Source organism: Affinundibacterium amnicola, assembly GCF_014284275.1.
GTDB classification, from domain to species: Bacteria; Pseudomonadota; Gammaproteobacteria; order Burkholderiales; family Burkholderiaceae_D; genus Undibacterium; species Undibacterium amnicola.
In genome coordinates this window covers 533,458-557,032 of sequence record NZ_JACOFU010000003.1, presented here as the reverse complement: position 1 = coordinate 557,032, position 23,575 = coordinate 533,458, and the positions used below count along the sequence as shown (strand labels likewise).

The 23,575-nt window shown below is 46.8% G+C and carries 19 protein-coding genes; 16 read left to right on the top strand and 3 right to left on the bottom strand.

The features are described 5' to 3' along the window. The first annotated feature begins 48 nt into the window (after window positions 1-48). The 6 genes from H8K33_RS10390 to H8K33_RS10365 all read left to right on the top strand — a co-directional run bounded on the left by H8K33_RS10390 (window position 49) and on the right by H8K33_RS10365 (window position 5,519). The gene (locus H8K33_RS10390; RefSeq protein ID WP_186890942.1) at window positions 49-513 is read left to right on the top strand and encodes a NanQ anomerase/TabA/YiaL family protein; all 465 of its coding nucleotides are present in this window, start codon (window positions 49-51) and stop codon (window positions 511-513) included. 95 nt (window positions 514-608) lie between these two features. After that, window positions 609-1,196 carry a LemA family protein gene (locus H8K33_RS10385; RefSeq protein WP_186890941.1) on the top strand — a complete coding sequence of 196 codons (588 nt, stop codon included), beginning with the start codon at window positions 609-611 and terminating at the stop codon, window positions 1,194-1,196. Then, the gene (locus H8K33_RS10380; protein WP_186890940.1) at window positions 1,196-2,107 is read left to right on the top strand and encodes a TPM domain-containing protein; all 912 of its coding nucleotides are present in this window, start codon (window positions 1,196-1,198) and stop codon (window positions 2,105-2,107) included. The genes H8K33_RS10385 and H8K33_RS10380 overlap by 1 nt, the downstream gene beginning before the upstream one ends. Further along, complete coding sequence (locus H8K33_RS10375) at window positions 2,107-2,619, top strand: TPM domain-containing protein (RefSeq protein WP_186890939.1); 513 nt, start codon at window positions 2,107-2,109, stop codon at window positions 2,617-2,619. The genes H8K33_RS10380 and H8K33_RS10375 overlap by 1 nt, the downstream gene beginning before the upstream one ends. A gap of 248 nt (window positions 2,620-2,867) precedes the next feature. After that, window positions 2,868-4,991 carry an amidohydrolase family protein gene (locus H8K33_RS10370; protein ID WP_186890938.1) on the top strand — a complete coding sequence of 708 codons (2,124 nt, stop codon included), beginning with the start codon at window positions 2,868-2,870 and terminating at the stop codon, window positions 4,989-4,991. A gap of 204 nt (window positions 4,992-5,195) precedes the next feature. After that, window positions 5,196-5,519, top strand: coding sequence for a DUF2322 family protein (locus H8K33_RS10365; protein WP_186890937.1), 324 nt, complete (start codon window positions 5,196-5,198; stop codon window positions 5,517-5,519). Between the two features lie 89 nt (window positions 5,520-5,608). Here the strand turns inward: H8K33_RS10365 and H8K33_RS10360 are convergent, their stop codons facing one another. From H8K33_RS10360 to H8K33_RS10350, 3 genes are all read right to left on the bottom strand, one after another. After that, window positions 5,609-7,003: an HD-GYP domain-containing protein gene (locus tag H8K33_RS10360; protein ID WP_246443482.1), complete on the bottom strand. Its 1,395-nt coding sequence runs from the start codon at window positions 7,001-7,003 to the stop codon at window positions 5,609-5,611. Between the two features lie 188 nt (window positions 7,004-7,191). Continuing rightward, complete coding sequence (locus H8K33_RS10355) at window positions 7,192-8,829, bottom strand: hypothetical protein (RefSeq protein ID WP_186890936.1); 1,638 nt, start codon at window positions 8,827-8,829, stop codon at window positions 7,192-7,194. Window positions 8,830-9,047: 218 nt separating this feature from the next. After that, window positions 9,048-9,272 (bottom strand): hypothetical protein, encoded by a 225-nt coding sequence (locus H8K33_RS10350; protein ID WP_186890935.1) that lies wholly within the window; start codon window positions 9,270-9,272, stop codon window positions 9,048-9,050. A 37-nt stretch (window positions 9,273-9,309) separates the two neighbouring features. Between H8K33_RS10350 and H8K33_RS20175 the strand changes: the two genes are divergently transcribed. From H8K33_RS20175 to H8K33_RS10300, 10 genes are all read left to right on the top strand, one after another. Beyond that, complete coding sequence (locus H8K33_RS20175; RefSeq protein WP_186890934.1) at window positions 9,310-11,334, top strand: HzsA-related protein; 2,025 nt, start codon at window positions 9,310-9,312, stop codon at window positions 11,332-11,334. A 358-nt stretch (window positions 11,335-11,692) separates the two neighbouring features. Continuing rightward, window positions 11,693-12,661, top strand: coding sequence for a bifunctional riboflavin kinase/FAD synthetase (locus tag H8K33_RS10340; protein WP_186890933.1), 969 nt, complete (start codon window positions 11,693-11,695; stop codon window positions 12,659-12,661). 275 nt (window positions 12,662-12,936) lie between these two features. Continuing rightward, on the top strand, window positions 12,937-15,816 hold the full coding sequence (gene ileS, locus H8K33_RS10335) for an isoleucine--tRNA ligase (protein WP_186890932.1): 2,880 nt from the start codon (window positions 12,937-12,939) through the stop codon (window positions 15,814-15,816). 144 nt (window positions 15,817-15,960) lie between these two features. Then, window positions 15,961-16,479 carry a signal peptidase II gene (lspA, locus tag H8K33_RS10330; RefSeq protein WP_186890931.1) on the top strand — a complete coding sequence of 173 codons (519 nt, stop codon included), beginning with the start codon at window positions 15,961-15,963 and terminating at the stop codon, window positions 16,477-16,479. Window positions 16,480-16,489: 10 nt separating this feature from the next. Beyond that, window positions 16,490-17,698 carry a bifunctional phosphopantothenoylcysteine decarboxylase/phosphopantothenate--cysteine ligase CoaBC gene (gene coaBC / locus H8K33_RS10325; RefSeq protein WP_186890930.1) on the top strand — a complete coding sequence of 403 codons (1,209 nt, stop codon included), beginning with the start codon at window positions 16,490-16,492 and terminating at the stop codon, window positions 17,696-17,698. Window positions 17,699-17,788: 90 nt separating this feature from the next. Further along, window positions 17,789-18,238 (top strand): dUTP diphosphatase, encoded by a 450-nt coding sequence (dut, locus tag H8K33_RS10320; protein WP_186890929.1) that lies wholly within the window; start codon window positions 17,789-17,791, stop codon window positions 18,236-18,238. Window positions 18,239-18,860: 622 nt separating this feature from the next. Next, window positions 18,861-20,261, top strand: a complete 1,401-nt coding sequence (gene asnS, locus H8K33_RS10315; protein WP_186890928.1) for an asparagine--tRNA ligase — start codon at window positions 18,861-18,863, stop codon at window positions 20,259-20,261. Window positions 20,262-20,528: 267 nt separating this feature from the next. Then, the gene (locus tag H8K33_RS10310; RefSeq protein ID WP_186890927.1) at window positions 20,529-21,191 is read left to right on the top strand and encodes a HEAT repeat domain-containing protein; all 663 of its coding nucleotides are present in this window, start codon (window positions 20,529-20,531) and stop codon (window positions 21,189-21,191) included. A gap of 174 nt (window positions 21,192-21,365) precedes the next feature. Continuing rightward, window positions 21,366-22,337, top strand: a complete 972-nt coding sequence (locus H8K33_RS10305; protein WP_222613382.1) for a ligand-binding sensor domain-containing protein — start codon at window positions 21,366-21,368, stop codon at window positions 22,335-22,337. A 372-nt stretch (window positions 22,338-22,709) separates the two neighbouring features. Further along, window positions 22,710-23,528, top strand: coding sequence for an acyl-CoA thioesterase (locus tag H8K33_RS10300; protein WP_186890925.1), 819 nt, complete (start codon window positions 22,710-22,712; stop codon window positions 23,526-23,528). Window positions 23,529-23,575 lie beyond the last annotated feature (47 nt).

The following is a 23,575-nucleotide window of genomic DNA, read 5'->3' as shown; positions in this document are numbered from 1 at the left end:
CTTAGCCTCACAATAACATCACGACTTTCTTAGACGGATCCATCAACTATGATTCTTGGCCACTTGCATCAGATACAAACAATACACTCCAGCGCCAGCACCGAGATTGAGCTTGCCTTACAACATTTGCGCGACACCGACTATCTGCAAGTCGCGCCCGGTAAATATCCAATCGATGGCACGCGTATGTTCGCCATTGTACAAGATCCAATTACCCAGAACTGGGATCTTGGTTTTCCAGAGTTTCATGAACGCCACATCGATGTACAGTGCTTGCTCAGCGGGGAAGAAGCTTTAGGTTTTTTACCAGCAAACCCGAACTTAAAACCGACGGATAATTTTCTGGCAGAGCGTGATATTGCATTTGTAGCACAGCAAGAAAACGAAACAAAAATTGTACTTACTCCCGGCATGTATGCCGTCTTCTTTCCTGGTGAATTACATCGACCGTGTCGGGCGGTCAATCAAGCAATGCAAATCAAAAAAGTCGTGATAAAAATTTTATCCAGATAACCGAAGATTTTTAGCCAGCACCTACGGTATGCTGCGCAGGTTCTTTATTTTTACTGATCTCCAATTTATTTAATTACTTTTCAGGAGCAAATTCTATGAAACGCTTTTTATTGATCGCCCTTCTCGCTACAAGCTTAACTGGTTGTGGCTACAACACACTACAACAACAAGACGAAGCCGTATCTGCCGCATGGTCAGACGTCTTGAATAACTATCAGCGCCGTGCTGATTTAGTACCTAACTTGGTCAATGTCGTGCAAGGTTACGCCGATCATGAAAAAGAAGTCTTGTTAGGCGTGACGGAAGCACGCTCCAAAATTGGCAGCATACAAATGACACCCGAACTAGCAAAAGATCCTGAGGCTTTAAAGAAATTCCAAGAAGCGCAAGCAGGCATGAGTTCGGCATTGTCACGCTTAATGATGATCTCTGAAAACTATCCAGCTTTAAAAGCCAATGATAATTTCCGCGATTTATCCGCGCAATTAGAAGGTACAGAAAACCGTATCACAGTGGCACGTGATCGCTACATTAAGAGTGTACAAACGTATAACGTCACTGTTCGTTCTTTCCCAAGCAATCTGACAGCGAAAATGTTTGGTATGAACGTTAAACCCAACTTTACCGTTGAAAACGAAAAAGCTATTTCAAACGCACCAAAAGTTGATTTCGGTAAGAAATAATGTTGACAGTGAAGTCTTTCACACAATATTGCCTGGCCTTATTGCTTCCTATTATTTTTATTTTAGGATGCAGTGAGGCAGCGGCAGAACAAATTCCCGTTCCCAAACTGTCTAAACGGGTTACCGATTTAACTCAAACACTGACACCAGCTCAGACCGAGGCATTGGCGCAAAAGTTAGCGAATCTTGAGAAGACAAAAGGCAGTCAGATCGCTGTACTCATGATCCCGACGACCGGAGAAGAAGGAATTGAACAATTTTCCATTCGTGTTACCGACGAATGGAAAATTGGTCGCAAAGGCACTGCTGATGGCGTCTTGTTTCTCATTGCAAAAAACGATAAGCGCTTAAGAATCGAAGTCGGCCGCGGTTTAGAGGGAGCATTGACGGATGTCACCAGCGCTCGAATTATTCGCGAATTTGTTCGTCCTGCGTTCAAGCAAAACAATTTTTACGGTGGTATTGATATCGGTATCGACAAAATCACTGCGGTGATCGCTGGCGAAGAATTACCGCCACCGGCACCCAGCCAAGGTCAGACTGCGCAATTTCAAGACGATGGCAAGATTTTAGGATTGCATCCACTAGTTTGGTTAGGTTTATTAATTGCCGGATTTATCCTCAACAAAGTACTTGGCCCATGGCTAGGTCGCGGTGGTTTAGGTCTGGGTAGTGCTGGGGCTGCCTTGTTTGCGGGAACACCATTAGGAATGGCTGCACTCGCAGGATTACTGATGGTAATCATTTACAGTTTGCTCAGTAGTCGCTTGTTTTGGGATTTGGCGGGTGCGGTTTTACAAAGTGGCGCAATTGGTGGATTTGGCGGCGGTGGAGGTGGCGGAAGCGACAACGACGGCTTTAGCGGTGGTGGCGGTGATTTTGGTGGCGGTGGTGCCTCGGGAGATTGGTAATGACAAACAAACGAGTTTGGCAAAATTTGCGCGCGCAACTAAGCCCAAATCCATATCGTCAACATTTTAACGATACTAATCGCCAGCGTCTCAGTCAAGAAATTGCGAAAGCGGAACAAGGGCATCGCGGAGAAATCCGCTTAGTCGTTGAATCGCAACTGCCATTTTCTGTTGTACGTTCTGGCACAACAGCACGTCAACGCGCGATTCATTGGTTTTCGGAATTGCACGTTTGGGATACCGAAGAAAACAGTGGCATTTTGCTCTATATCTTACTCGCCGAGAGAAAGATAGAAATTGTCGCAGATCGTGGCATCCACAAATTAGTTGATCAGGGTGAATGGAATAGCATCTGCGCGCAACTCCAAAACGAATTGGCGGCGGCACATGTTGTCGAAGGTCTGAGCGAAGCATTAAGTGCATGTGCACGCTTACTTCGCCAACACTTCCCGATTGCTGAACATGCCGACAATCCAGACGAGCTTAGTAACGAACTGATCTTTATGCCTTAATTTATTCCTTAATTTTTTCATCAAAACTTTCATCACAAAAACTGGCAGAACCACTTCGTTCTGCCAGATCACTCTACCAGTTCGGCATTTTAACCACGCTAAACTTCGCTTTATCTCCTTGCCACTGCTTGGCAGCTTCACGACATGCTAAAGTGCCGTGGTTTTATGTTTCTTTCTCCGGTTCCATTGGCTAATTTTTTGCGCACTCGTTGACGCACTCGTTGGCCTATTCATTAAGGAAATCTTCTATGAAATTCATCAAAACCATCATCGCTTCAAGCATGGTACTGCTCTCCACTGCGAACGCGTTTGCAGATACACAAACGACCAAATATCTGATCTTTGTTGAAAATGGTAAACAAGCAGGCGAACAAATTGTTCAGCGTGATGACCAGGGCTTAACCAAGGTTCGTTTTATCTTTAAAGACAATGGACGTGGTCCAGAACTCAATGAAGAATTTCGACTTGGTGCAGATGGTCTGATCAAAGAATATAAAGTGATGGGCAATTCAACATTCGGCGCGGTTGTCAATGAAAGTTATCAGCGCACTGGCGATCAAGCAGAATGGAAATCGACCTCCGAACAAGGTAAAAAAACCGTCAGCGGCTCTGCTTTATATATTCCACTCAACAGCTCATTCGCAATCGGTTCGCTTTCTATCACTGCACTAGAAAAATCGGCAGATAAGCGTTTAGCATTGCTGCCATCTGGCACGCTTTCTCAAAGTAAGATCGGTGAATTAGAAGTCAGCAATGGCGACAAAAAACAAACTGTACAATTATTAGCACAAACCGGAATCGGCTTATCACCAACTTTTGTCTGGGCCACCACTGGTGCCGAACCGCGCTTGTTTGCGGTGGTCATTCCTGGCTATATGAAAATGGTCGAAGAAGGCTGGCAGGCCAACGGTGAAGCGATGGCTAATTTCCAGAAAGCTGCTGAGAGTAAGGTGCTCGTTGAAAGAGCGAAAAAACTCCAGCATCCCTTATCTGGTTTGACTGTCATCCGTAACGCGCGAATTTTTGATAGCGATAAAGCACAGCTCAAAGCGGCATCAGATGTTTATGTACTTCGTGGTCGCATTACCGCGATACTGCCAGCGGGTTCACCAGTTCGTGGCGCGGTTGCGGAAATTGACGCACAAGGCAAAATTTTATTACCAGGCCTGTTTGACATGCACGGCCATGTTGGTCGTTGGGATGGCGGATTAAACATCGCTGCTGGTGTGACCAGTGTGCGCGATATGGGCAATGATAACGCCCAGATGCAGTTGCTACTCAATGAAATCAGTAACGGTAATCTCCTTGGACCACAGATCGTACCAGCAGGCTTTTTAGAAGGAGAAAGTCCCTACTCTGCTAACAATGGTTTCGTCATTAAAAACCTAGCCGAAGCAAAAAATGCGATTGACTGGTATGCACAACACGGCTATCCACAGCTCAAAATTTACAACTCGTTTCCTAAAGAAATTTTAAAAGATACCGTCGCTTATGCGCACTCCCGTGGTTTGAGAGTATCAGGACATATTCCCGTTGGACTACGTGCTTTCGAGGCGCTCGATGCTGGCTATGATGAAATCCAACACATTAACCAAGTGATGTTGAATTTCTTAGCGACACCAAAAACCGATACACGCACCCTAGACCGATTTATTTTGCCGTCTGAAAAAACGGTCGATATCGACTTCAATTCAAAACCAGTTAAAGATTTTATTGCACGCTTAAAAGCTAAACAAATCGCGATTGATCCCACACTCGCGACCTTCTCGTTTTTAAGGCAAAAAGACGGTACGATCAATCAACCATTTGCCGCCATCGCTGATCATATGCCGCCAGATGTACGTCGCGGTTTCTCAGTCGGTACAATGAAGATCGCTGATGATGCAACCCATCAACGCTATGAAAAATCCTACGCAAAAATGATCGACTTTGTTGGGCGTTTGTACAAAGCGGGTGTACCGATAGTCGCTGGCACAGATGAGCTCACTGGCTTCACGCTGCATTCAGAACTAGCACTCTTAGTGAAAGCTGGTTTAAGTCCTGCACAAGCATTGCAAGTCGCCACCCGCAACGGTGCGATTTACACCCGTACCCAACATGAACGTGGCTCCATTAGCGTTGGTAAACTGGCGGATTTAATATTGGTTGATGGTGATCCAACAAAGAACATTGAAGATATTCGCAAAGTATCCGCAGTGATTACCCGTGGCTATTTGATGTACCCGAGCGAGATTCATCAAAGCATGGGAATCAAACCATTCGTCAATCAGCCTCCAACACTAAAACAATTGCAGCCTGTGTCAGCATCGAATCCTATTGGCATGAATGAAGGTGCAATGCAGCGTTTCATCGGTACTGCTCGTCACGATTAAGTTCGAGTGCGCTGGCTTCGTCGGCCAGCGCTTTCACTTTTGGCTTGTCATGTGAGATCAGTGTCGATTAAGATGGCGCTCCATTTTTGAGATCTTTTTTTAGATCCATGCATGATATCCCTTCATGATATCCCTTCATAATATCCCTTTATAATGCTGATCTTTTTAGAGCAAGCATCACCACGTCGTTTCCGAGGAAGCCCTATGCAATTTAGTGAAATTTTATCCACTTTGCCGAGTATTGATCATCTCGCAGCAATCGAATTATATGCAGGCGAACAGCTCGCCGCGCTGATTGAAAATAAACCCGGATCTGCTGGCAGTGTGCGCGTCTATCACGCACTCTTTGCAGAATTTGGTGAAATCAATGCCGCTGCGGCACACAAGGGTTTGGAAATTTATGCCGAACATACAGCTGATGCGATCGCATTTCCGGGGAAGCATCCGAATATCGACAGATTATTAGAAATCACGCATAAACAAGATCAAATGGCGATCAATTATCGTGTTCAGCTGATTCAGAAATAGATTCAGAAATAAGCCGTTGCAGCATTTCCCGTCAATCAAATCAACCGATATGAGATTTGGGATGCGTTAACTTGATTGCTGTTCTCTGATCAATGCGTCGCATCCATTCGCTCTAATTTTGCGATGGCTAGTTTTAAGGCCTCAAAACAGCGCTCATCAATTGCGGTATGCAAGTTCTCCGCCATGATTTCTAAGGTTTTCGGAATCGGTGTGGCACCGCGATAAGGACGCTCTGCGGTGATCGCATCAAAGATATCTGCGGTTGTAATAATTCGGGTCTCTAAAGTAATGTGTTCCGCGCTCAATCCACGCGGATATCCTGTGCCATCTAATTTTTCATGATGCGCGGCCGACACCTTTGCCAATTCAGAAAAAGCAGAAATCCGCGACAAGATTGTTTCGGTATAACTGGCGTGTAATTTCACTTCATCCCACTCGGAAATATCCAGCTTCCCTGCTTTATCCAAGACACTATTACTCACGCCAAGTTTACCTACATCGTGCAATAAAGCCCCGCGCTTCAACCACCTTCTGCGTTCTGGACTAAGCTCTAACGCCTCGGCGATCAAATCGGTATAGAGTGCCACCCTCGCACTATGTCCACTGGTGTAAGGGCTCTTGGAATCAACGACTTGACCAAACGCTGCCGCGATATCGTCTAGATAATCATCGTCTAAAGGTACTTCGTACGAACGCGGTTCTAGAGCCACAACACGACTGGTAATGTCATCCGCGCGTAAAGCGAACCAAAATTCTTCTTTTTCAGCGACTCGCTCAAAAGCATCGACCAATAAAGGATCAAACCAAACACCTGAGCGTTCACGAATTTCATTTAATGCGGCTTCAGCGCCATCGGCAATCTGGAATACATCAATCACTTGCGCCAACAATGCGATACGCGAAAACATCGGAATCGTATCAGCCTGCAATCCATCGGGGCGACCTTGTCCGTTGAAGTGCTCATCCAAGCTATAAATACCTTGCGCCACGTCTTCAGAAAATCGTAAGAGGCGTGCGATCTCCGCACCACGTTGACAGCGAGTAGCAATCAACTCTTGTGCGATATTACGACCATCTCGCAAAATGGTTAACACACTACGGAATCGCTCTGCTAATCCAGCTTTCAAACCTGTATGTTTGAGCACGAAATGTAAGACTTGCGGCAAGCTGTCGCCGACGGTTTTGAAATCACGCTTAAATTGCAGATCATCCGTCAAATACAGCTCGCAAATACGCGCTGCGTTGCTGCTACATCCTAGATCTTTCAACAATAAGGTGTAATACAAGTTCCACAACTGATCTTCGGGCAAATGCATTTCTCGACCAATATGCATGCCAATCCAACAGCAACGTATGCAATGACCTTCTGGTTGCCCTTCTGTGATATCGAGCGCATGACTTAATGCGCTGATCAATTCAGATAGTTTTAATCCGGGCACGGTCTGATTGATTACGCCGTCCTGATTCATGATGGCTTGCGACATGTGACATCCCCTTGCGCGATCTTTGCCTCGATAATCGAACGCAGTTCAAACTATTCGAACGCATTCAACTACAGCAGAGCAAAGAATACATCAAAGCTTGAAGTTTTGCCGAGAAGAAACTCATCTCCTCGGCAAGACGCAATAGCGATCAAATACCCTGCAATTTGTGGATGCCATCAAATTCGGTGTTATTTACCAATCGCAAACAGAATCGCATTATTGATCGCATAGACTTTTCCATCAGCACCGACGGCTGTTGGCGTATATGATTCGCCTAAACCACTAGTCAAACGTATTTTTTCACTCAGCATATTTGTGCTGAGATCCCAGCGATAGAGAAATCCATCCTCACTATTCACGATCACTGATTTTGTAAATGGATCAACCGCCGCAGTATTAATACACCACTCAATGAAGCCACCCGGCACATTTGGATCCGGGGTTGGTGCCAACATGGTAATCACTTCTTTCATGGTTTTCACATTGGCGAACTCATCATCTTGGGCGTTATGCGGATCGATAATCGCAATTTCATTCATACCATTGCCTGAACCGGCACGTTCGTAATTGTTATATTTCACCATCAGTAAATAAGAAGAATTACCCTTGTAGCTAGGAACTAAATTTGCTGGCACGATGGATGGCGTGTCATCCCAGCCAAAAGAGCCGGGCAATTTGGTTTGCGACAAATCTGCATTAAAGTGCAATAACCAACCGCGCGCATTATGCGAACCATAGGTCTTTTCTAATACGCCGATATACACATCACCATCTGGACCAACCAATGGCGAGGCCGTACTGTCATCGGAAATATTCGCGGCACCATTTTCATTCGGATCGATTAACTGTACCTTGGACTTTAATGCCAGACTAGCCGTGTCTAAAGCCAGTAAATAACCTGTCTGGCGCACACCAGTCGCGATATTATCGTTCGTCACGACATACAAAGTCTTTTGATCTTTGGAGACAGCAAATGCACTATTCGTCGCCGGTTTTGCCACTCCTGTGCCAGGCGCTAAATTTGCGACACTGACCCAGCTCGCTTTACCATCCGCAGCGATTCTTGCTACACCACTACTTAAACCAGCTGGGTTGCCAGCAGCTGCAATAAAGCCAAAATAAATATTGTTTTGCGTGTCAATCGTAATCGGCGTATTGATCATAACCGCCTTATCCATTGCGGCTTTGTTCGCGTTGTAAACCGCCTCGCCATAAAACACTAAACTCTTTAATGTGCCACTGCTCGCATCTGCATCTTCGCGATAAAGTACTTTACCGCCAGCACCTGGAGCATACAGCCGATTATTGGCAGCAAGCGTCACGTTATAAGCTGGCGTCCAGCGATGGGCTGGCATGATGTAATCGGAATTTTCCGACCACAGTAATTTCCCATCATTTCCGTTACGCGCCTCAAAACGATAGACCAAATCAGCCGCCGACTTCACTGGCAAAATCACGGTATTTTTTGCGGTGATCACAGGCGAGCCATAATGCACTAGCAAGTATCCCTGCGTTGAATATTTGGGCGCGACATCGACTGGCGCCTGCCATACAATGCGCGAAAAAGACTGCGTTGCAACGGCAGACAGTCCGTCATGCTGTGCATTGGCCCCATGGCTCAACCATGGTGGCCCTACCGGATTGGGATTCACCGTCCCCGTTCCATTGCCATTGCCAGGCAATGGCGTGACGGTATTGCCGCCACCAGATCCACCGCATGCGGCAACGATGGATGCGATCGTGACCGTTGTTGCCAGCGTTAAACTCACTCTTCGCTTAGACTTATCCCAAGCGCTCTTAGCAAATACTGAATTGAATGTAGTCATTTTCTGTCTCGTCTTTATTTTAATAGTCACGTTTTTGAACGTGTTACATGCACATATGGATTTTACAAACATCGCGGAGATACAAAAATATTTACCGCTTTGCATATCAAGAATAATAAGATTGGCGCAGTTTATGAAAAAACTCAAGTAAGATTCGAACAATTATTAAAAGTTTTTTCGAGATACCTTTTGATTGCTGCGATCAATTCCTATTTCACTCATTCTTTGCATTGACCAACCACCATGCGCTTTTGTTCCAAAATTGCCACGATCTTCATATTAGTTCTTTCGCTAAGCGCGTGTGAAAAAGCAGCGGAATCCAATTCAAATAGCAGATCAGCACTGGCACTACTTGGCGAACCGACACCCATTTCGAGATTACAAGCAGAAGCAAGCAAGCCGATTTTATTTGTTACCCAAGTGCCTGTGGAAAACGATAACAATACTCGGCTTTCCGCTTTTGCCAATCATCGAACTAGTGTGAAAGACGTCCCACGCGGTGGCGATTTGATGTTGCATTACCCCGACGGTAGCTTACGTAATCTGACCGCCGAAGCTGGATTCGGCATGACTGGCTTACAAGCCAACAAAGCGATTGCCGTCAGAGAACCATCCGTTCATCCTGATGGTAAAAAAGCGGTATTTAGCATGCTCATTGGCTCACCGCTAAAACAAAGAAAATTGTCGACGCAAAGCAACTTTCGTTGGCAAATTTACGAAGTGCAAGGATTAGAAAAGAATCAAAAAGCAGTCATCCAAAAAATACACAATCAGGATGCGCGATTCAATAATATCTCGCCGATTTACGCAGACAATGATGAGATTATTTTCACGTCGGATCGACCACGCAATGGCGACTTACATCTGTATCCTCAGTTGGACGAATACGAAGCAACACCGAGCATTTCTGGCCTATGGAAACTCAATCCCCTCACTGGAAAATTACAATTATTAAGCCATACACCAAGCGGCGCGTTTAATCCTGTGATCGACCACTTTGGGCGCGTCGTGTTTACTCGTTGGGATCATTTACAGCAAGATCAATTAGCAGATCGAGATCGTGATGCCTTTCGAAACGGCGTCGCACTGCCTTTCAAATCATTTAATTATGCCGACGAAACAGCGCATGCGAAACGACTCGATAGTCGACAAGAAATCTTTCCAGAGTCTCGCGTCGGTAGCGAGAGCGCCTACGGTCCGGTTCATGCGTTTCGCAGTAATTTTTTCAGCATCTGGCAAATCGATCAAGATGGCGCAAATGAAGAAACAATTAATCATGCTGGCTTGCATGAACTCTCTTTTGGTTATCTCACACCAAGCTTTATGCAAGATAAGAATCTCAGCAAGCGTACGCGAGAAGAACTTCATCGTAACCAGCTAGCACTAAGGCGCGAAGGCGGCATTTTTCACTTACGCGAAGATCCACTTGAGCATGGTGTTTTTTTTGGTATTAATGCGCGTGAATCCGCGTCCTTCACCACAGATAGCATTATTAAAATCAATGCAAGGCCAGATATCAATCCTGAACAAATGCAAATCATCGCAGTGACGCGCATCGACAAAACCGATAATTTAAAAGATGGCAGATATAGAAATCCGCTGCCGCTCTCCGATGGCAAATTAATCGCCAGCCATACAAGCAATCAATTACCACCTGAACCCGAAACCAACTTGCGCGACTTACGTCTGAAATGGCTGCAAGCCTATCCTTCATCGCAGCACTTCACAGCAGGTACTCCGCTAACGAAAGGCATACGTAAATCGCTCAGTTGGTGGGATGGAGACCAGCTCAAACGCTTTCAAGGAGAGTTATGGGAACTCGATCCTGTTGAAGTGAAGACCCGCAAACGGCATCCAACAAGAACGCCGCAACTTGAATCGCCTGAACGACGTATCTTTCAAGAAGAACAAATTGATGAAATCGCGCTAAGAAAATGGCTAGAACAACATCAGCTCGCCCTGATCATCACGCGGAATCAAACCAGCCGTGACCGTGCCGATTTGCAGCAACCCTACAATTTGCAAGTGCCGGGAGGCACCAAAACGATCTCGTCGTTAAACCCTGAAGGCAAGTTGTATGCGATCCAGCATTTTCAAATCTTACAAGCTGAACAAATTCGCGGCTACACCGACCGTCCAGGACGAAGGCATATTGCACAGGCCATTAAAGATTTTCATCCAATGAATTTAAAAACAGCGTCTCAATCGAAACAGCCAACCAGCATTGATAATAATGAAAATAGTCGCAGCAGTGTCGTCATCGCCAAAGATGGTTCAAGCGCTGCATTTGTACCCGCCGCACGTGCTCTTACTTGGCAAACGACCGACCCACAAGGCAACCCGGTGGTCAGAGAAAGAAACTGGATAAGCTTCAAAGCGGGCGAAATTCGGGTATGCGCTTCTTGTCATGGCGTGAATCACCGCGATCAAGCAAATTTCCCTGCACCGATGAATAAACCCGAAGCCTTGCGCGAACTTCTGGCACGCTGGAAGCTTGGCAAGTAACTGAGTGAGTGATTTATCAAGTACCTAAGTTAGTTAGTAAGAGATTACGCAGAAAAACTGAGCTAGATACGTCAAAGAGAATAGAAGTTAAGCGAAGTTAATCGCATTTTGTAGAAAATATCGCGAAAATCAAATTGAAATACACAAGACTTCTATTCTTTACTTGAGCGCAAAAGTAGCTTCCATTAGAAAATTAAAAAAATCATCTGGTATTGCATCGCAAAAACGGACAAATTCAAAGTCTTTCAGAGCTAAATGCCTTTATAATCAAAGGTTTTTGTTAAGCCATTTTTCTGCCTCGCAAAATTAGACGAAATGACCCTGCTTAACATGCAATTTACATAAGAATTATTGGCCTATGAAGGTTTTTCGTGGATTACCAAATGCCGCCTCACGTGCGCCCTGCGCTTTGGCAATTGGCAACTTTGATGGCGTACATCTTGGACATCAAGCGCTCTTGTCCGATTTACGCGCAGCCGCGACACGTCTCAACATTGAAGCTGCGGTGATGAGCTTCGAACCGCATCCACGTGCATTTTTCGCACAAATGCTCGGTGACCTATCCAAAGCACCAAGCCGTATCGCCAATTTACGCGACAACTTATCCGCGCTCGATCAGGCTGGCATAGACCGCGTAATTGTCGAACATTTTAACGCCCATTTCGCAGCACTCAGCCCGGAAGAGTTTATCCAAAAGATTTTAGTTAACGGCCTGCATGTGAAGCTGGTGATGGTCGGCGATGATTTCCGCTTTGGCGCAAAACGTGCAGGCGATATTCATACTTTGAAAGAAGCCGGCGAACGTTTTGGCTTTGTCGTGCAAACGATGAACACCGTAGAACGACATGGCGAGCGCATTTCTTCCTCTGCCGTGCGTGCTGCATTAGTGGCAGGCAATTTCGAGGAAGCTCAACATTTATTAGGACGTCCATATCGAATTTCTGGTCACGTCGTGCACGGCCAAAAGCTAGGTCGCACTTTGGGATTTCCCACCTTGAATTTACGCATCGCACATCACAAACCAGCCGTGATGGGGATTTTCGTCGTACAAGTGCATGGATTGAGCGAAGCACCTTTGCCTGCAGTGGCTAGCATGGGCGTACGCCCAACCGTTGACGATAGTGGTCGTGTATTACTCGAAACGCACATCCTCGATCAGCATGTCGATGCCTACGGCAAAGTCATCCATGTCGAATTTTTACAAAAGCTACGCGACGAAGAAAAGTATGTCGATTTACCGACCTTAACCGCCGCCATTGACCGCGATGCCGATCTAGCGCGTAGCTATTTCAAAAGGCGAGTTGGATCGGCAACGGATCGAATTTGAAGAACGCTCGGCAAGTTCATAAAAATATAGGATGAAAAATTAAAAAAATTTCGCCGCAGAGGCGCAGAGGACGCAGAGAAAAGCATCAACACTATTTAGATTTGTCATTCCCGCGTAGGCGGGAATCCAGTGGCGTAAAGCCGTGGTCGCCGAAAGACGCTGGATTCCTGCCTCCGCGAATGACATAAGAATCTCAGCGTACTCTGCGCCTCTGCGGCAAAAGCATTTGACCTTCATCCAAAGAATTCCAAAATTTAATTTAAACGAAGAAAACTATGTCTAACGATAAGCAAGCAAAAAAAGAAGCCGGAAAACCTGCAAGCAAGTATCCAGTCAATATGACTGAAACCCCATTCCCTATGCGTGGAGATCTCGCTAAACGCGAACCACAATGGGTAAAAAGCTGGCAAGAAAAGAAAATTTACGAGCGCGTGCGCAAAGCAGCAAAAGGCCGACCACAATTTATCTTGCATGATGGCCCTCCGTATGCGAATGGCGATATCCACATCGGTCACGCGGTCAATAAAGTATTGAAAGACATGATCATCAAAGCGCGCACCATGGCTGGCTTTGATGCGCCTTACGTGCCAGGTTGGGATTGCCACGGCATGCCTATCGAAATCCAAATCGAAAAACTGCATGGTAAAAATTTACCAGTCGCTGAAGTCCAAGAAAAAGCCCGCGCTTACGCCGAAGTGCAAATCGAACGTCAAAAAGCCGACTTCATCCGCTTGGGTGTTTTGGGTGAATGGGATAATCCTTACAAGACCATGGCTTTCGGAAACGAAGCCGGCGAGATCCGCGCGCTCGGCAAGCTCTTCGAAAAAGGCTACGTGTATCGCGGCTTAAAACCAGTCAACTGGTGTTTCGATTGCGGCTCTGCTTTGGCGGAAGCAGAAGTTGAATACGAAAACAAACGCGATCCATCTATCGATGTCGGCTTTCCGTTCGCTGAAAACGACAAGTTAGCGAAAGCTTTCGGCCTCGACAAATTGCCACTGGAAAAAGGTTACTGCGTGATCTGGACCACAACACCGTGGACCATCCCATCCAATCAAGCTTTGAACATGCATCCAGAAATCACTTACGCTTTGATCAAAACTGAGCGTGATGGTGAGCCATGCCTGATTTTGATGGCAAAAGACTTGATCGAAACCGCTTTCACCAATTGGAATTTGCAGCCAGAAATCATCGCGACTTGCTTGGGTGAAGCCTTATCACTGATCAAATTCAAACACCCACTGTCTTCAACCCACGAAGGCTATGATCGCTTTTCACCTGTGTACTTGGGCGACTACGTCAGCACAGAAACTGGTACCGGCGTAGTTCATTCCGCACCGTCCTACGGTATCGAAGATTTCCAGTCCTGCAAAGCGCATGGCATGAAAGATGACGACATGCTCAACCCAGTGATGGGCGATGGGCGTTACGCATCTTGGTTGCCTTTCTTTGCAGGTATGACGATCTGGGAAGCATCGAAACCTATCTGCGATAAATTGCGCGAAGCCGGTACTTTGTTCTCGCTGAAAATGTTTGACCACAGCTACATGCATTGCTGGCGCCATAAAACACCGATCATCTATCGCGCGACTTCACAATGGTTCGCTAGCATGGACAACACACCTGCCGATGGCGGTGCCAGCTTGCGTGAAACGGCATTGAAAGCGATTGACGAAACAGCCTTCTTCCCAGGATGGGGCAAAGCGCGTTTGCACGGCATGATCGCGAATCGTCCTGACTGGACGTTGTCACGTCAGCGTCAATGGGGCGTGCCTATGGCGTTCTTCCTCAACAAAGAAACTGGTCAAATTCATCCACGTACGCCAGAGTTATTAGAACTCGTCGCCAAACGTGTTGAAGCCGAAGGCATAGAGGCCTGGCAGAAAATCACCGTAGAAGAAATGCTCGGCGACGAAGCGCCAATGTATGAAAAAAATCGCGACACATTGGACGTGTGGTTTGATTCTGGCACCACGCATTTCACAGTCTTGCGCGGCTCACACAAAGCACAATCGGCTTACCCTGCAGATTTATATTTAGAAGGTTCCGATCAACATCGCGGCTGGTTCCACTCGTCTTTGTTGACGGCGTCTATGCTCGATGGTCATGCACCTTACAAAGCCTTGCTCACGCACGGTTTCGTGGTCGATGGCGAAGGCAAAAAAATGTCCAAATCTTTGGGCAACACCTTAGCGCCGCAAAAGATTTTTGATACTTTAGGTGCGGACATCTTGCGCTTATGGGTGGCGTCTTCTGACTACTCTGGTGAAATCTCTATTTCTGACGAAATCTTAAAACGCGTCACAGAATCGTATCGCCGCATGCGTAATACTTTGCGTTTCTTGTTAGCGAATACCTCGGATTTTGATTTCAGTAAAGATGCGGTCGCCGTGAATGATTTGATGGAAATCGATCAATACGCGATTGCCCACACAGCGGCATTGCAAAAAGAAGTGTTAGCACATTACGAAGCATATGAATTCCACCCTGTCGTCGCCAAATTACAATCTTTCTGCTCAGAAGATCTCGGTGGTTTCTACCTCGATATTTTGAAAGACCGCTTGTACACCAGCGGCACAACGTCATTCGCACGTCGTTCTGCACAAACAGCGATCTGGCACATCACGCAAAGCTTGTTGCGCTTGATGGCACCAACGCTGTCGTTCACCGCGGAAGAAGCATGGCAGAGCTTCGCCAGCGCCGAAGCCTTTGCTGGCAGCGACGAAACCATCTTCACACAAACTTATTACGAGTTGCCAGCGATCGCCAATAGCGAAGCACTCGAAGCAAAATACACGAGTTTGCGTGCGGTACGTGCCGATGTGACGAAGCAATTAGAAGAAGTCCGCGTATCGGGTGCGATTGGTTCTTCCTTACAAGCCGAAGTGGTGATCAAAGCCAGCGGTGATAAGTTTGGCGTGTTGAGTAGCTTAGAAGATGATTTGAAATTTGCCTTGATCACTTCAGCTGCCAGTGTAGAACAAGTCGCGACCGAAGCCGACGAAACAGTCGTAGTCAGTGCATCGAAATACCAAAAATGCGAACGCTGCTGGCACTATCGCGCCGATGTGGGCGTGAATGCTGAACATCCAACTTTGTGCGGTCGTTGCAATAGCAATTTGTTTGGCGCGGGTGAAGTACGTAAGTACGCGTAATGTAAGACTGTAGGGCGGGTGAAACCCGCGCCGCTCGGAAAAAATTGAAGTCCGAAACAGCGCGGGTTGCACTCGCCTTACAAAGATACAAGTTCCCTCTCCCGCAAGCGGGAGAAGGGAGTTAACTACAAAACTGACAGCGATATGGCCACGAAAAAAACCAACACCTTCTCAAACAAACCTAAATCCTCCAACGGATTATTCGGCATTTGGCTAGGCATCGCCGCTATCGTCATTTTGCTTGACCAAGTGACCAAAATCACGATAGAAAAAGCCTTTCACTACGCTGAACTCTATCCAGTGACCTCGTTCTTCAATTTAACTTTGGTCTACAACAAAGGTGCGGCATTTAGTTTCCTTGCCAATGAAGGTGGCTGGCAGCGTTATCTCTTCACGGCGATTGGTGTGGTCGCTTCCATCGTGATTACTGTACTACTCAAAAAACACGCAGCTCAAAAACTATTTTGCTGGTCACTCGCGCTCATCATGGGCGGCGCTATCGGCAATGTGATTGATCGTTTGCTGTATGGTCATGTCATCGACTTTTTAGATTTTCATTACAAAGACACCTACCACTTCGCGGCCTTCAACTTAGCCGACAGTGCGATCTGTTTGGGTGCGGCTTTGTTTATTTTGGATGAATTACGACGCGTAAAGAAATAAGGAAACAATCATGGCTTCCCGACTCGCTGGTAAAAAAATCGTCCTCGGTCTCACAGGTGGTGTGGCTTGCTACAAGGTTGCTGATCTATGCCGTTCTTTAGGCAAACTCGGCGCAACGGTGCAAGTCGTGATGACGCAAAGTGCCACGCAGTTCATTACACCAGTGACGATGCAAGCCTTGTCGGGCAATACGGTTTATACCGATCAATGGGATGCGCGCATCGCCAACAACATGCCGCACATCGACCTGACGCGCGATGCTGATGCGATCCTGATTGCGCCGTGCAGCACCAATTTCATCTACAAATTAGCGCACGGCGCGTGCGACGATTTACTGTCCACACTTTGCATCGCCCGCCCCGCTCACCTTCCTTTATTCATTGCACCTGCGATGAACGTAGAAATGTGGAGCAACCCAGCGACGCAACGCAATGTCGCACAAGTTGAACAAGACGGCATCAAAGTCTTCGGCCCAGCCGCTGGCGAACAAGCATGTGGCGAAGTCGGCATGGGTCGCATGTTAGAACCAGCGCAAATTTTGGCAGAACTAGAGGCGGCATTTCAGTCAAAAACATTGGCAGGCAAACGCGTCTTAATCACCGCTGGTCCAACATTTGAACCTATCGACCCCGTGCGCGGCATCACCAATTTATCGTCCGGTAAAATGGGTTACGCGATTGCCCAAGCCGCGTGGGAAGCTGGCGCGCACGTGACACTAGTCTCTGGCCCTACAGCACTCGAAGCACCTTACGGAGTACAACGTCAACAAGTGCAAACAGCGCAGCAAATGCACGATGCGGTGATGGCACAAGTACAGGCACAAGACATTTTCATCGCCGTGGCAGCGGTGGCCGATTGGCGCGTAGCGAATGCCAGCGATCAAAAAATCAAGAAGACCAGCGATAGCGACACGCCACAACTACAATTCGCGCAAAACCCAGACATCCTAGCTAGCGTCGCCGCATTAGCAAAAGCGCCGTACTGCGTAGGCTTTGCCGCAGAATCAGAAAACCTACTCGAATACGGTGCAGCCAAACGCATCAAGAAAAACATCCCTCTCTTAGTCGGCAATATCGGCCACCAAACTTTTGGCAAAGACGAAAACGAGTTGGTGTTGTTTGATGCGAAGGGACATCAGGCTTTGCCTAAGGCGGATAAGCAGACCTTGGCGAAGCAGTTGGTGGATGAGATAGCGAAACGAGTAAAGCCGCAATCGTAGGGTGCGCCGCGCGCACCAAACTGAATCGATACACAAATTCAATACACAAATTAAAAACAACGGTGCGCATGGCGCACCCTACTGAAAAACATGAAAAACATCGACCTCAAAATCCTAGACCCACGCATGAAAGACCAACTCCCTGCCTACGGTACACCGGGCAGCGCTGGGCTTGATTTACGTGCATGCATAGACGAAGCGATCACCATACAACCAGGTGAAACTGTGTTGATTCCAACTGGCTTAGCAATTCACATTGGCGACCCAGCATACGCCGCCATGATCTTGCCACGCAGCGGCATGGGCCACAAAAACGGCATCGTGCTTGGTAATTTGGTTGGTTTGATCGATTCCGATTATCAAGGTCAGCTGATGATCTCGACTTGGAATCGCGGGCAAAATGCATTCACTTTGAACCCGATGGAACGCTTGGCGCAGTTGATTATTGTGCCTGTTTTGCAGGTCGGTTTTAACATCGTTGAAGAGTTTGGCGACAGTGAGCGTGGTGAAGGTGGATTTGGTAGTACGGGTAAGCATTGAGGAACTAAATCCCTTCTCCCGCTTGCGGGAGAAGGGTTGGGATGAGGGTGGTTCAGCAAGCAAACATCTTGGCGTGCTCGAACAAACATGAAGTAATCAAACCAGCTGTGTAGATTTCTGAGCCGCCCTCACCCCAACCCTCTCCCGCCCGCGGGAGAGGGAGCTATGAAGTAAATACTGGTCTGGTAACTGTTTAAGAAGCCATCAACCATTTTACCGTCACTCCTGCGAAGGCAGGAGTCCAGCGACTTTCGTTGATCAACCAAAGACGCTGAATCCCCGCTAAGAACATGCGGGAATGACAGACTTTGCAGTAAGCTTAGTTTTCGTCAGTACGCCAAACTCGAAACAAAAGAAACATTAGAAACAAACAGCAATAAACTAAGCAACACAAGCCCAACTCAACAAGAGCAAAGGCAATTAAGTAACCAACACAAATTGGTTTTAACAGCGCAAACAGATATCATATGCGCCACCCGAGGATTTCTAAAAATCTCATTTGGGGATGAGACGCTAGGCGTACACCGCAGCAATATGTCAATATTGCGAGGATGTACAACAACGCGGATCGCCCCATATGAGGTTTTGAGAAGTTCTCGAATAAATATTGGAGAAATAAAACATGGCAACTTTCAGCGTAAAAGAAGTCCTCAACGGCAAAGCCCCGAGCGACACCAGCGTCACGGTTCAAGGTTGGGTACGTACCCGCCGCGATTCCAAAGCCGGCGTATCCTTCCTGGCATTAACCGACGGCTCATGCTTCGGCACTTTGCAAATCGTTGTACCAAACACCTTAGGCAATTACGAAAGCGAAATTTTGCACCTGACAGCAGGCGCATCTTTCTCAGCGACTGGCATGGTCGTGCCATCGCAAGGCGGTGGGCAAAGTTTTGAAATGCAAGCAGAAAGCGTGCAAGTATTTGGCTTGGTCGAAGACCCCGACACCTACCCAATTCAACCAAAACCACACAGCATGGAATTCTTACGTGAAAACGCACACTTGCGCGCACGTACTAACATCATGGGCGCAGTGGCACGTACTCGTCACTCCATCGCACAAGCGATTCATCGCTTCTTCCATGAACAAGATTTTTACTGGGTCAACACACCGATCTTGACCGCATCCGATTGCGAAGGCGCAGGCGAAATGTTCCGCGTTTCTACGCTGGATATGATGAACTTCCCTAAGACACCAGAAGGCAAGCCAGATTTCAGCAAAGACTTCTTCGGCAAAGAAACCTTCCTCACCGTGTCTGGCCAGTTGAACGTCGAAACCTATTGCATGGCCTTGTCCAAGGTCTACACTTTCGGTCCCACCTTCCGCGCAGAAAACTCCAACACCAGCCGCCACTTAGCTGAATTCTGGATGATAGAACCCGAAGTCGCCTTCGCTGATCTCAAACAAAATGCCGACCTCGCCGAAGCGATGTTGAAATACGTTTTTACTGCGGTCTTGAACGAACGCGGCGACGACATGGCCTTCTTTGAAGAGCGCGTAGAAAAAGGTGTGATCGCCAAATTAGAAAACATGATCGCCAAACCTTTCGTGCGTATGGACTACACCGAAGCGGTCAACATCTTGCAAAACTGCGGTCAAAAATTCGAATACCCAGTCGCATGGGGCACCGACCTGCAATCCGAACACGAACGCTACCTCGCCGAAAAACACGTAGGCGGCCCAGTGGTTCTGCAAAACTATCCGAAAGACATCAAGTCTTTCTACATGCGCATGAACGACGACGGCAAAACCGTCGCTGCGATGGATATCCTAGCCCCAGGCATTGGTGAAATCATCGGCGGCTCACAACGCGAAGAACGCTTAGATGTATTAGACGCGCGCATGGAAGAAGTCGGCTTGGCGAAAGAACCGTACTACTGGTACCGCGACCTGCGCCGCTACGGCACTGTGCCGCACGCAGGTTTTGGTTTGGGTTTTGAGCGCGCTGTGTCTTACATTACTGGTGTGGGTAATGTGCGGGATGTGATTCCGTTTCCGCGTACACCGGGGAATGTGCGATTCTAATTTGTTGGTTTGAATTTGAATGAAGAGGGGCGACTGATGGTCGCCTTTTTTTATTGGTATTTTGATGATTAAACCGGGCGCTTTGAAATTCTGTGATGTGCACTTTTTTGTCGATTTTTTATACCTCAGGTTTATACAGTATAACCGTTTGCAACCAAGCTCCATGCGGGTTTCAAGAGACTTGAAACAAATTGTCTTTTTTAACGAGCCAAGTTAATATGCATTTTTGTCAAATTAAATTAAAGTTGGGCGGCATAGGAGGCAGCAATGCGAACGGAATTGCAGGATTTAATTGAGCGCATGTGTCTATCGGAACCTATAGTTGATTCTAGCCAGTCTATTTCGTGGGCGGCGCATCGAGAAGCGGAAATGGTTACTGATAAATCCATTGCAGCGGAGCTATCCACCTTTTTGACAGGAAGAACTACGAAAGGACAGCGCAAGGCCGCTTACTTCATCCTCGGTAAATTAGGCAAGAATACTCAAAGTCATGAGTGCGCTGATGCACTGATCGGCTTCATTAACAAAGAGAAAGACAAATACGTGCTGTCGACAATGCTTGATGTTCTCGCTGATATCCGAAAGCCAATAGGAATAGATCTAAGCCCTGTTTATCAACTGCTTGGGGACAGTCGTTGGCTTGTCAGACACTCCGCGATCAAATCCCTAAAGAATTCGGAATCTTCTGAGGCGGAGGCGCATGTGCTAGCCCACCTTGAGGTGACCGAAGATCCTTATGACATCGTTTATTGCCATGCAACTCTGAACTGCATTGGAACGGAGTTGGCCATCCCGCTACTTCAACGTGGCCTTAAATCTAGGAAACGCGATGTAAAATCGTCGGCAGATCAGGCTATATTGGCCATTCAACATCGTACGCTGCCGCCCAACTCAACATTCGACACGGACGCTTTGCGCCCGTCAATTTAGCGTTAAGCAGACCCTGCCGAGCCGACGGGAAAACCCGTTTAAATCAGCGAACATGGATAGTTCTGAGCACAAGAAAGGATCAAAAATAAAAAAATGAGATTGATCTACCTAATACTCACATTGACACTAAACGTTTCTTGCGTTGAAAAGGAATCAACAGAAGAAGAAACTAGCATGCCAGAATTGGTAGTAGCTTCAAAGACCGAAACCCTAAAATTCACTTCTGGGATTCGTGCGATTTTTCAAGACAGCAAAGGTAACTATTGGTTTGGAAGTCAAAATGAAGGCGTAAGTTTCTATGATGGAAAATCGTTTAAGTACTTTACAACTAATGATGGTTTGTCCAACAATCAAATCCGTTCAATCCAAGAAGACACGAATGGACGAATCTGGTTTGGAACTGCAAGAGGAGTAAGTGTGTATGACAAAAAAAGTGGGGTAACCAATTATCTGACAAAAACCAGCGAACCAAAATATGACTGGAATGAAACCAATGGAGACTTATGGTTTTATGCGGGTGAAGAAGACGGAATAAGTCGTTCTGACGGAATGGACGTGAACTACTTGATTTTCCCAAAACCAAAAAATAAAAGTCCTGCTAGTACTTATGGCGTAACTGATATTTCAAAAGCAAAAGATGGCAAAGTTTGGATTGCGACTTATTCTGCACTGTTCAGTTATGATGGTAACAAAATAGACATTTTCGAAAACGAAAAACTAAATTTAGAAGAGAATAAGGTTTTACACATTAGAAGTGTATTAGCCGATTCCAAAGGACGCATTTGGATAGGAAATAACGGGATTGGCGTACTACTAAAAGAAGGTGAAACGACAATAAATTTCTCTGAAAAGAAAAACTTAATTCATCCAAAAAGCACAAGAAATGGAAATAAGTCAGAACCAGGCACACTCGAACACGTCTTTGCAATTGAAGAAGATCTAGAAGGGAATGTTTGGTTTGGAGATAGAGATACTGGAGCCTGGAAATACGACGGTAAAACTTTGACAAACTATTCAATTGGTGACAAGACATCTAGTCCAATGACTTGGACAATCTATAGAGACAACAAAAACAACATGCTTTTCGGAATGGCAGACGGAAATATATATCGGTTCAACGGAAAGGTTTTTGAGAAGCTGTTCTAAAAAACACAAAGGCCGTAAGGTGTAATCTTTTCGTAAGGCGTATTGCGCCGCATATGATTGATCATGGTGAACCTTCATTTTCATCGGCTCGTTTAATCAGCAAATAAATTGCTTTGTTGTTTATTGAGCGATCGTCAGACGGTGCAATACACCTTTGGCTATCACACCCTACTTGCTACTCACCAGATCAGCCATATAGAGTAAGCACGACAAAGCTGTGCCCACCCTGCGAATCATCCGACGAATTCGCAACAATTTCACGAACCCGGTAAACCATATGGGGGCACAATTTTGTGGGAATCAACTCCACCTACAAAAATTTGCTAAACTTAATCGAAGATAGGTAGATTGAAATAACTGAGAGAGATTTTGATGAGTTTTGAAACCATGTTAGTACAAGCCGAGCAATCTTCGCACGTAAAGATGGAGTCGGGTTGGGGGCAAGGTCGCGCTATTTTTGGTGGGCTCTTGGGTGCACTGGTCGTCGCGCATATGCAAGCGCGCCTGACCGGTGATGCCAAGCTGCGTGCCCTGACGATTTCGTTTGTTGCGCCTGTCGAAGTGGGTGAAGTTGAATTTAAAAGTGAGGTGCTACGCGCAGGAAAATCGGTCACGCAAATGCAATGCCATTTACTTCAACAAGGTAAGGTCGTATTAAGCGCGCTCGCCAGTTTCGGTGTGGCACGTAGCTCGCAAGTGGTCGTCGCGAGTGAGGCCGCTCCCGATTTTGGTGGCATCAACGATGGCTTGTCCTTTCCTTATCTCGAAGGAATCATCCCCGAATTTACCCGCAAGATCGACTTTCTTTATAAAGATTGTGATTTGCCGTTCAGCGCTTCGTCCAAGTCACATATCCATGGCTGGATGCGTTGGAAGGAATCTGCTGGAATGAGTGCTGAAGTGAGCGCTGCATGTGCGCCATTGTTGAGCTTGATAGCGCTCATCGACGCTTGGCCACCAGCGATTCTACAAATGCTTGACCGCCCCACCCCCGCCAGCAGCTTGACTTGGACTTTAGAATTTCCAAGCATAGACGAGACAAGCCTATCGCAACAAGCTAATCCATGGTGGCAATACCGGGCACACACGGATGCCGCACACAACGGCTACGGCCACATCGCAGCCGAAGTCTGGAATGAACATGGTCAACTCGTGGCGATTAGCCGCCAGACAGTGACGGTGTTTGCTTAAGCTTAGAGTGATGAATACGGCACAGCGTAACCCGGTAAATCGCAATC

Bases quoted from the DNA above. Each gene is read 5' to 3' on its own strand.
- H8K33_RS10390 (WP_186890942.1), top strand. From the start codon at position 49: ATGATTCTTGGCCACTTGCATCAGATACAAACAATACACTCCAGCGCC.
- H8K33_RS10385 (WP_186890941.1), top strand. From the start codon at position 609: ATGAAACGCTTTTTATTGATCGCCCTTCTCGCTACAAGCTTAACTGGT.
- H8K33_RS10380 (WP_186890940.1), top strand. From the start codon at position 1,196: ATGTTGACAGTGAAGTCTTTCACACAATATTGCCTGGCCTTATTGCTT.
- H8K33_RS10375 (WP_186890939.1), top strand. From the start codon at position 2,107: ATGACAAACAAACGAGTTTGGCAAAATTTGCGCGCGCAACTAAGCCCA.
- H8K33_RS10370 (WP_186890938.1), top strand. From the start codon at position 2,868: ATGAAATTCATCAAAACCATCATCGCTTCAAGCATGGTACTGCTCTCC.
- H8K33_RS10365 (WP_186890937.1), top strand. From the start codon at position 5,196: ATGCAATTTAGTGAAATTTTATCCACTTTGCCGAGTATTGATCATCTC.
- H8K33_RS10360 (WP_246443482.1), bottom strand. From the start codon at position 7,003: ATGTCGCAAGCCATCATGAATCAGGACGGCGTAATCAATCAGACCGTG.
- H8K33_RS10355 (WP_186890936.1), bottom strand. From the start codon at position 8,829: ATGACTACATTCAATTCAGTATTTGCTAAGAGCGCTTGGGATAAGTCT.
- H8K33_RS10340 (WP_186890933.1), top strand. From the start codon at position 11,693: ATGAAGGTTTTTCGTGGATTACCAAATGCCGCCTCACGTGCGCCCTGC.
- ileS (WP_186890932.1), top strand. From the start codon at position 12,937: ATGTCTAACGATAAGCAAGCAAAAAAAGAAGCCGGAAAACCTGCAAGC.
- lspA (WP_186890931.1), top strand. From the start codon at position 15,961: ATGGCCACGAAAAAAACCAACACCTTCTCAAACAAACCTAAATCCTCC.
- coaBC (WP_186890930.1), top strand. From the start codon at position 16,490: ATGGCTTCCCGACTCGCTGGTAAAAAAATCGTCCTCGGTCTCACAGGT.
- dut (WP_186890929.1), top strand. From the start codon at position 17,789: ATGAAAAACATCGACCTCAAAATCCTAGACCCACGCATGAAAGACCAA.
- asnS (WP_186890928.1), top strand. From the start codon at position 18,861: ATGGCAACTTTCAGCGTAAAAGAAGTCCTCAACGGCAAAGCCCCGAGC.
- H8K33_RS10310 (WP_186890927.1), top strand. From the start codon at position 20,529: ATGCGAACGGAATTGCAGGATTTAATTGAGCGCATGTGTCTATCGGAA.
- H8K33_RS10305 (WP_222613382.1), top strand. From the start codon at position 21,366: ATGCCAGAATTGGTAGTAGCTTCAAAGACCGAAACCCTAAAATTCACT.
- H8K33_RS10300 (WP_186890925.1), top strand. From the start codon at position 22,710: ATGAGTTTTGAAACCATGTTAGTACAAGCCGAGCAATCTTCGCACGTA.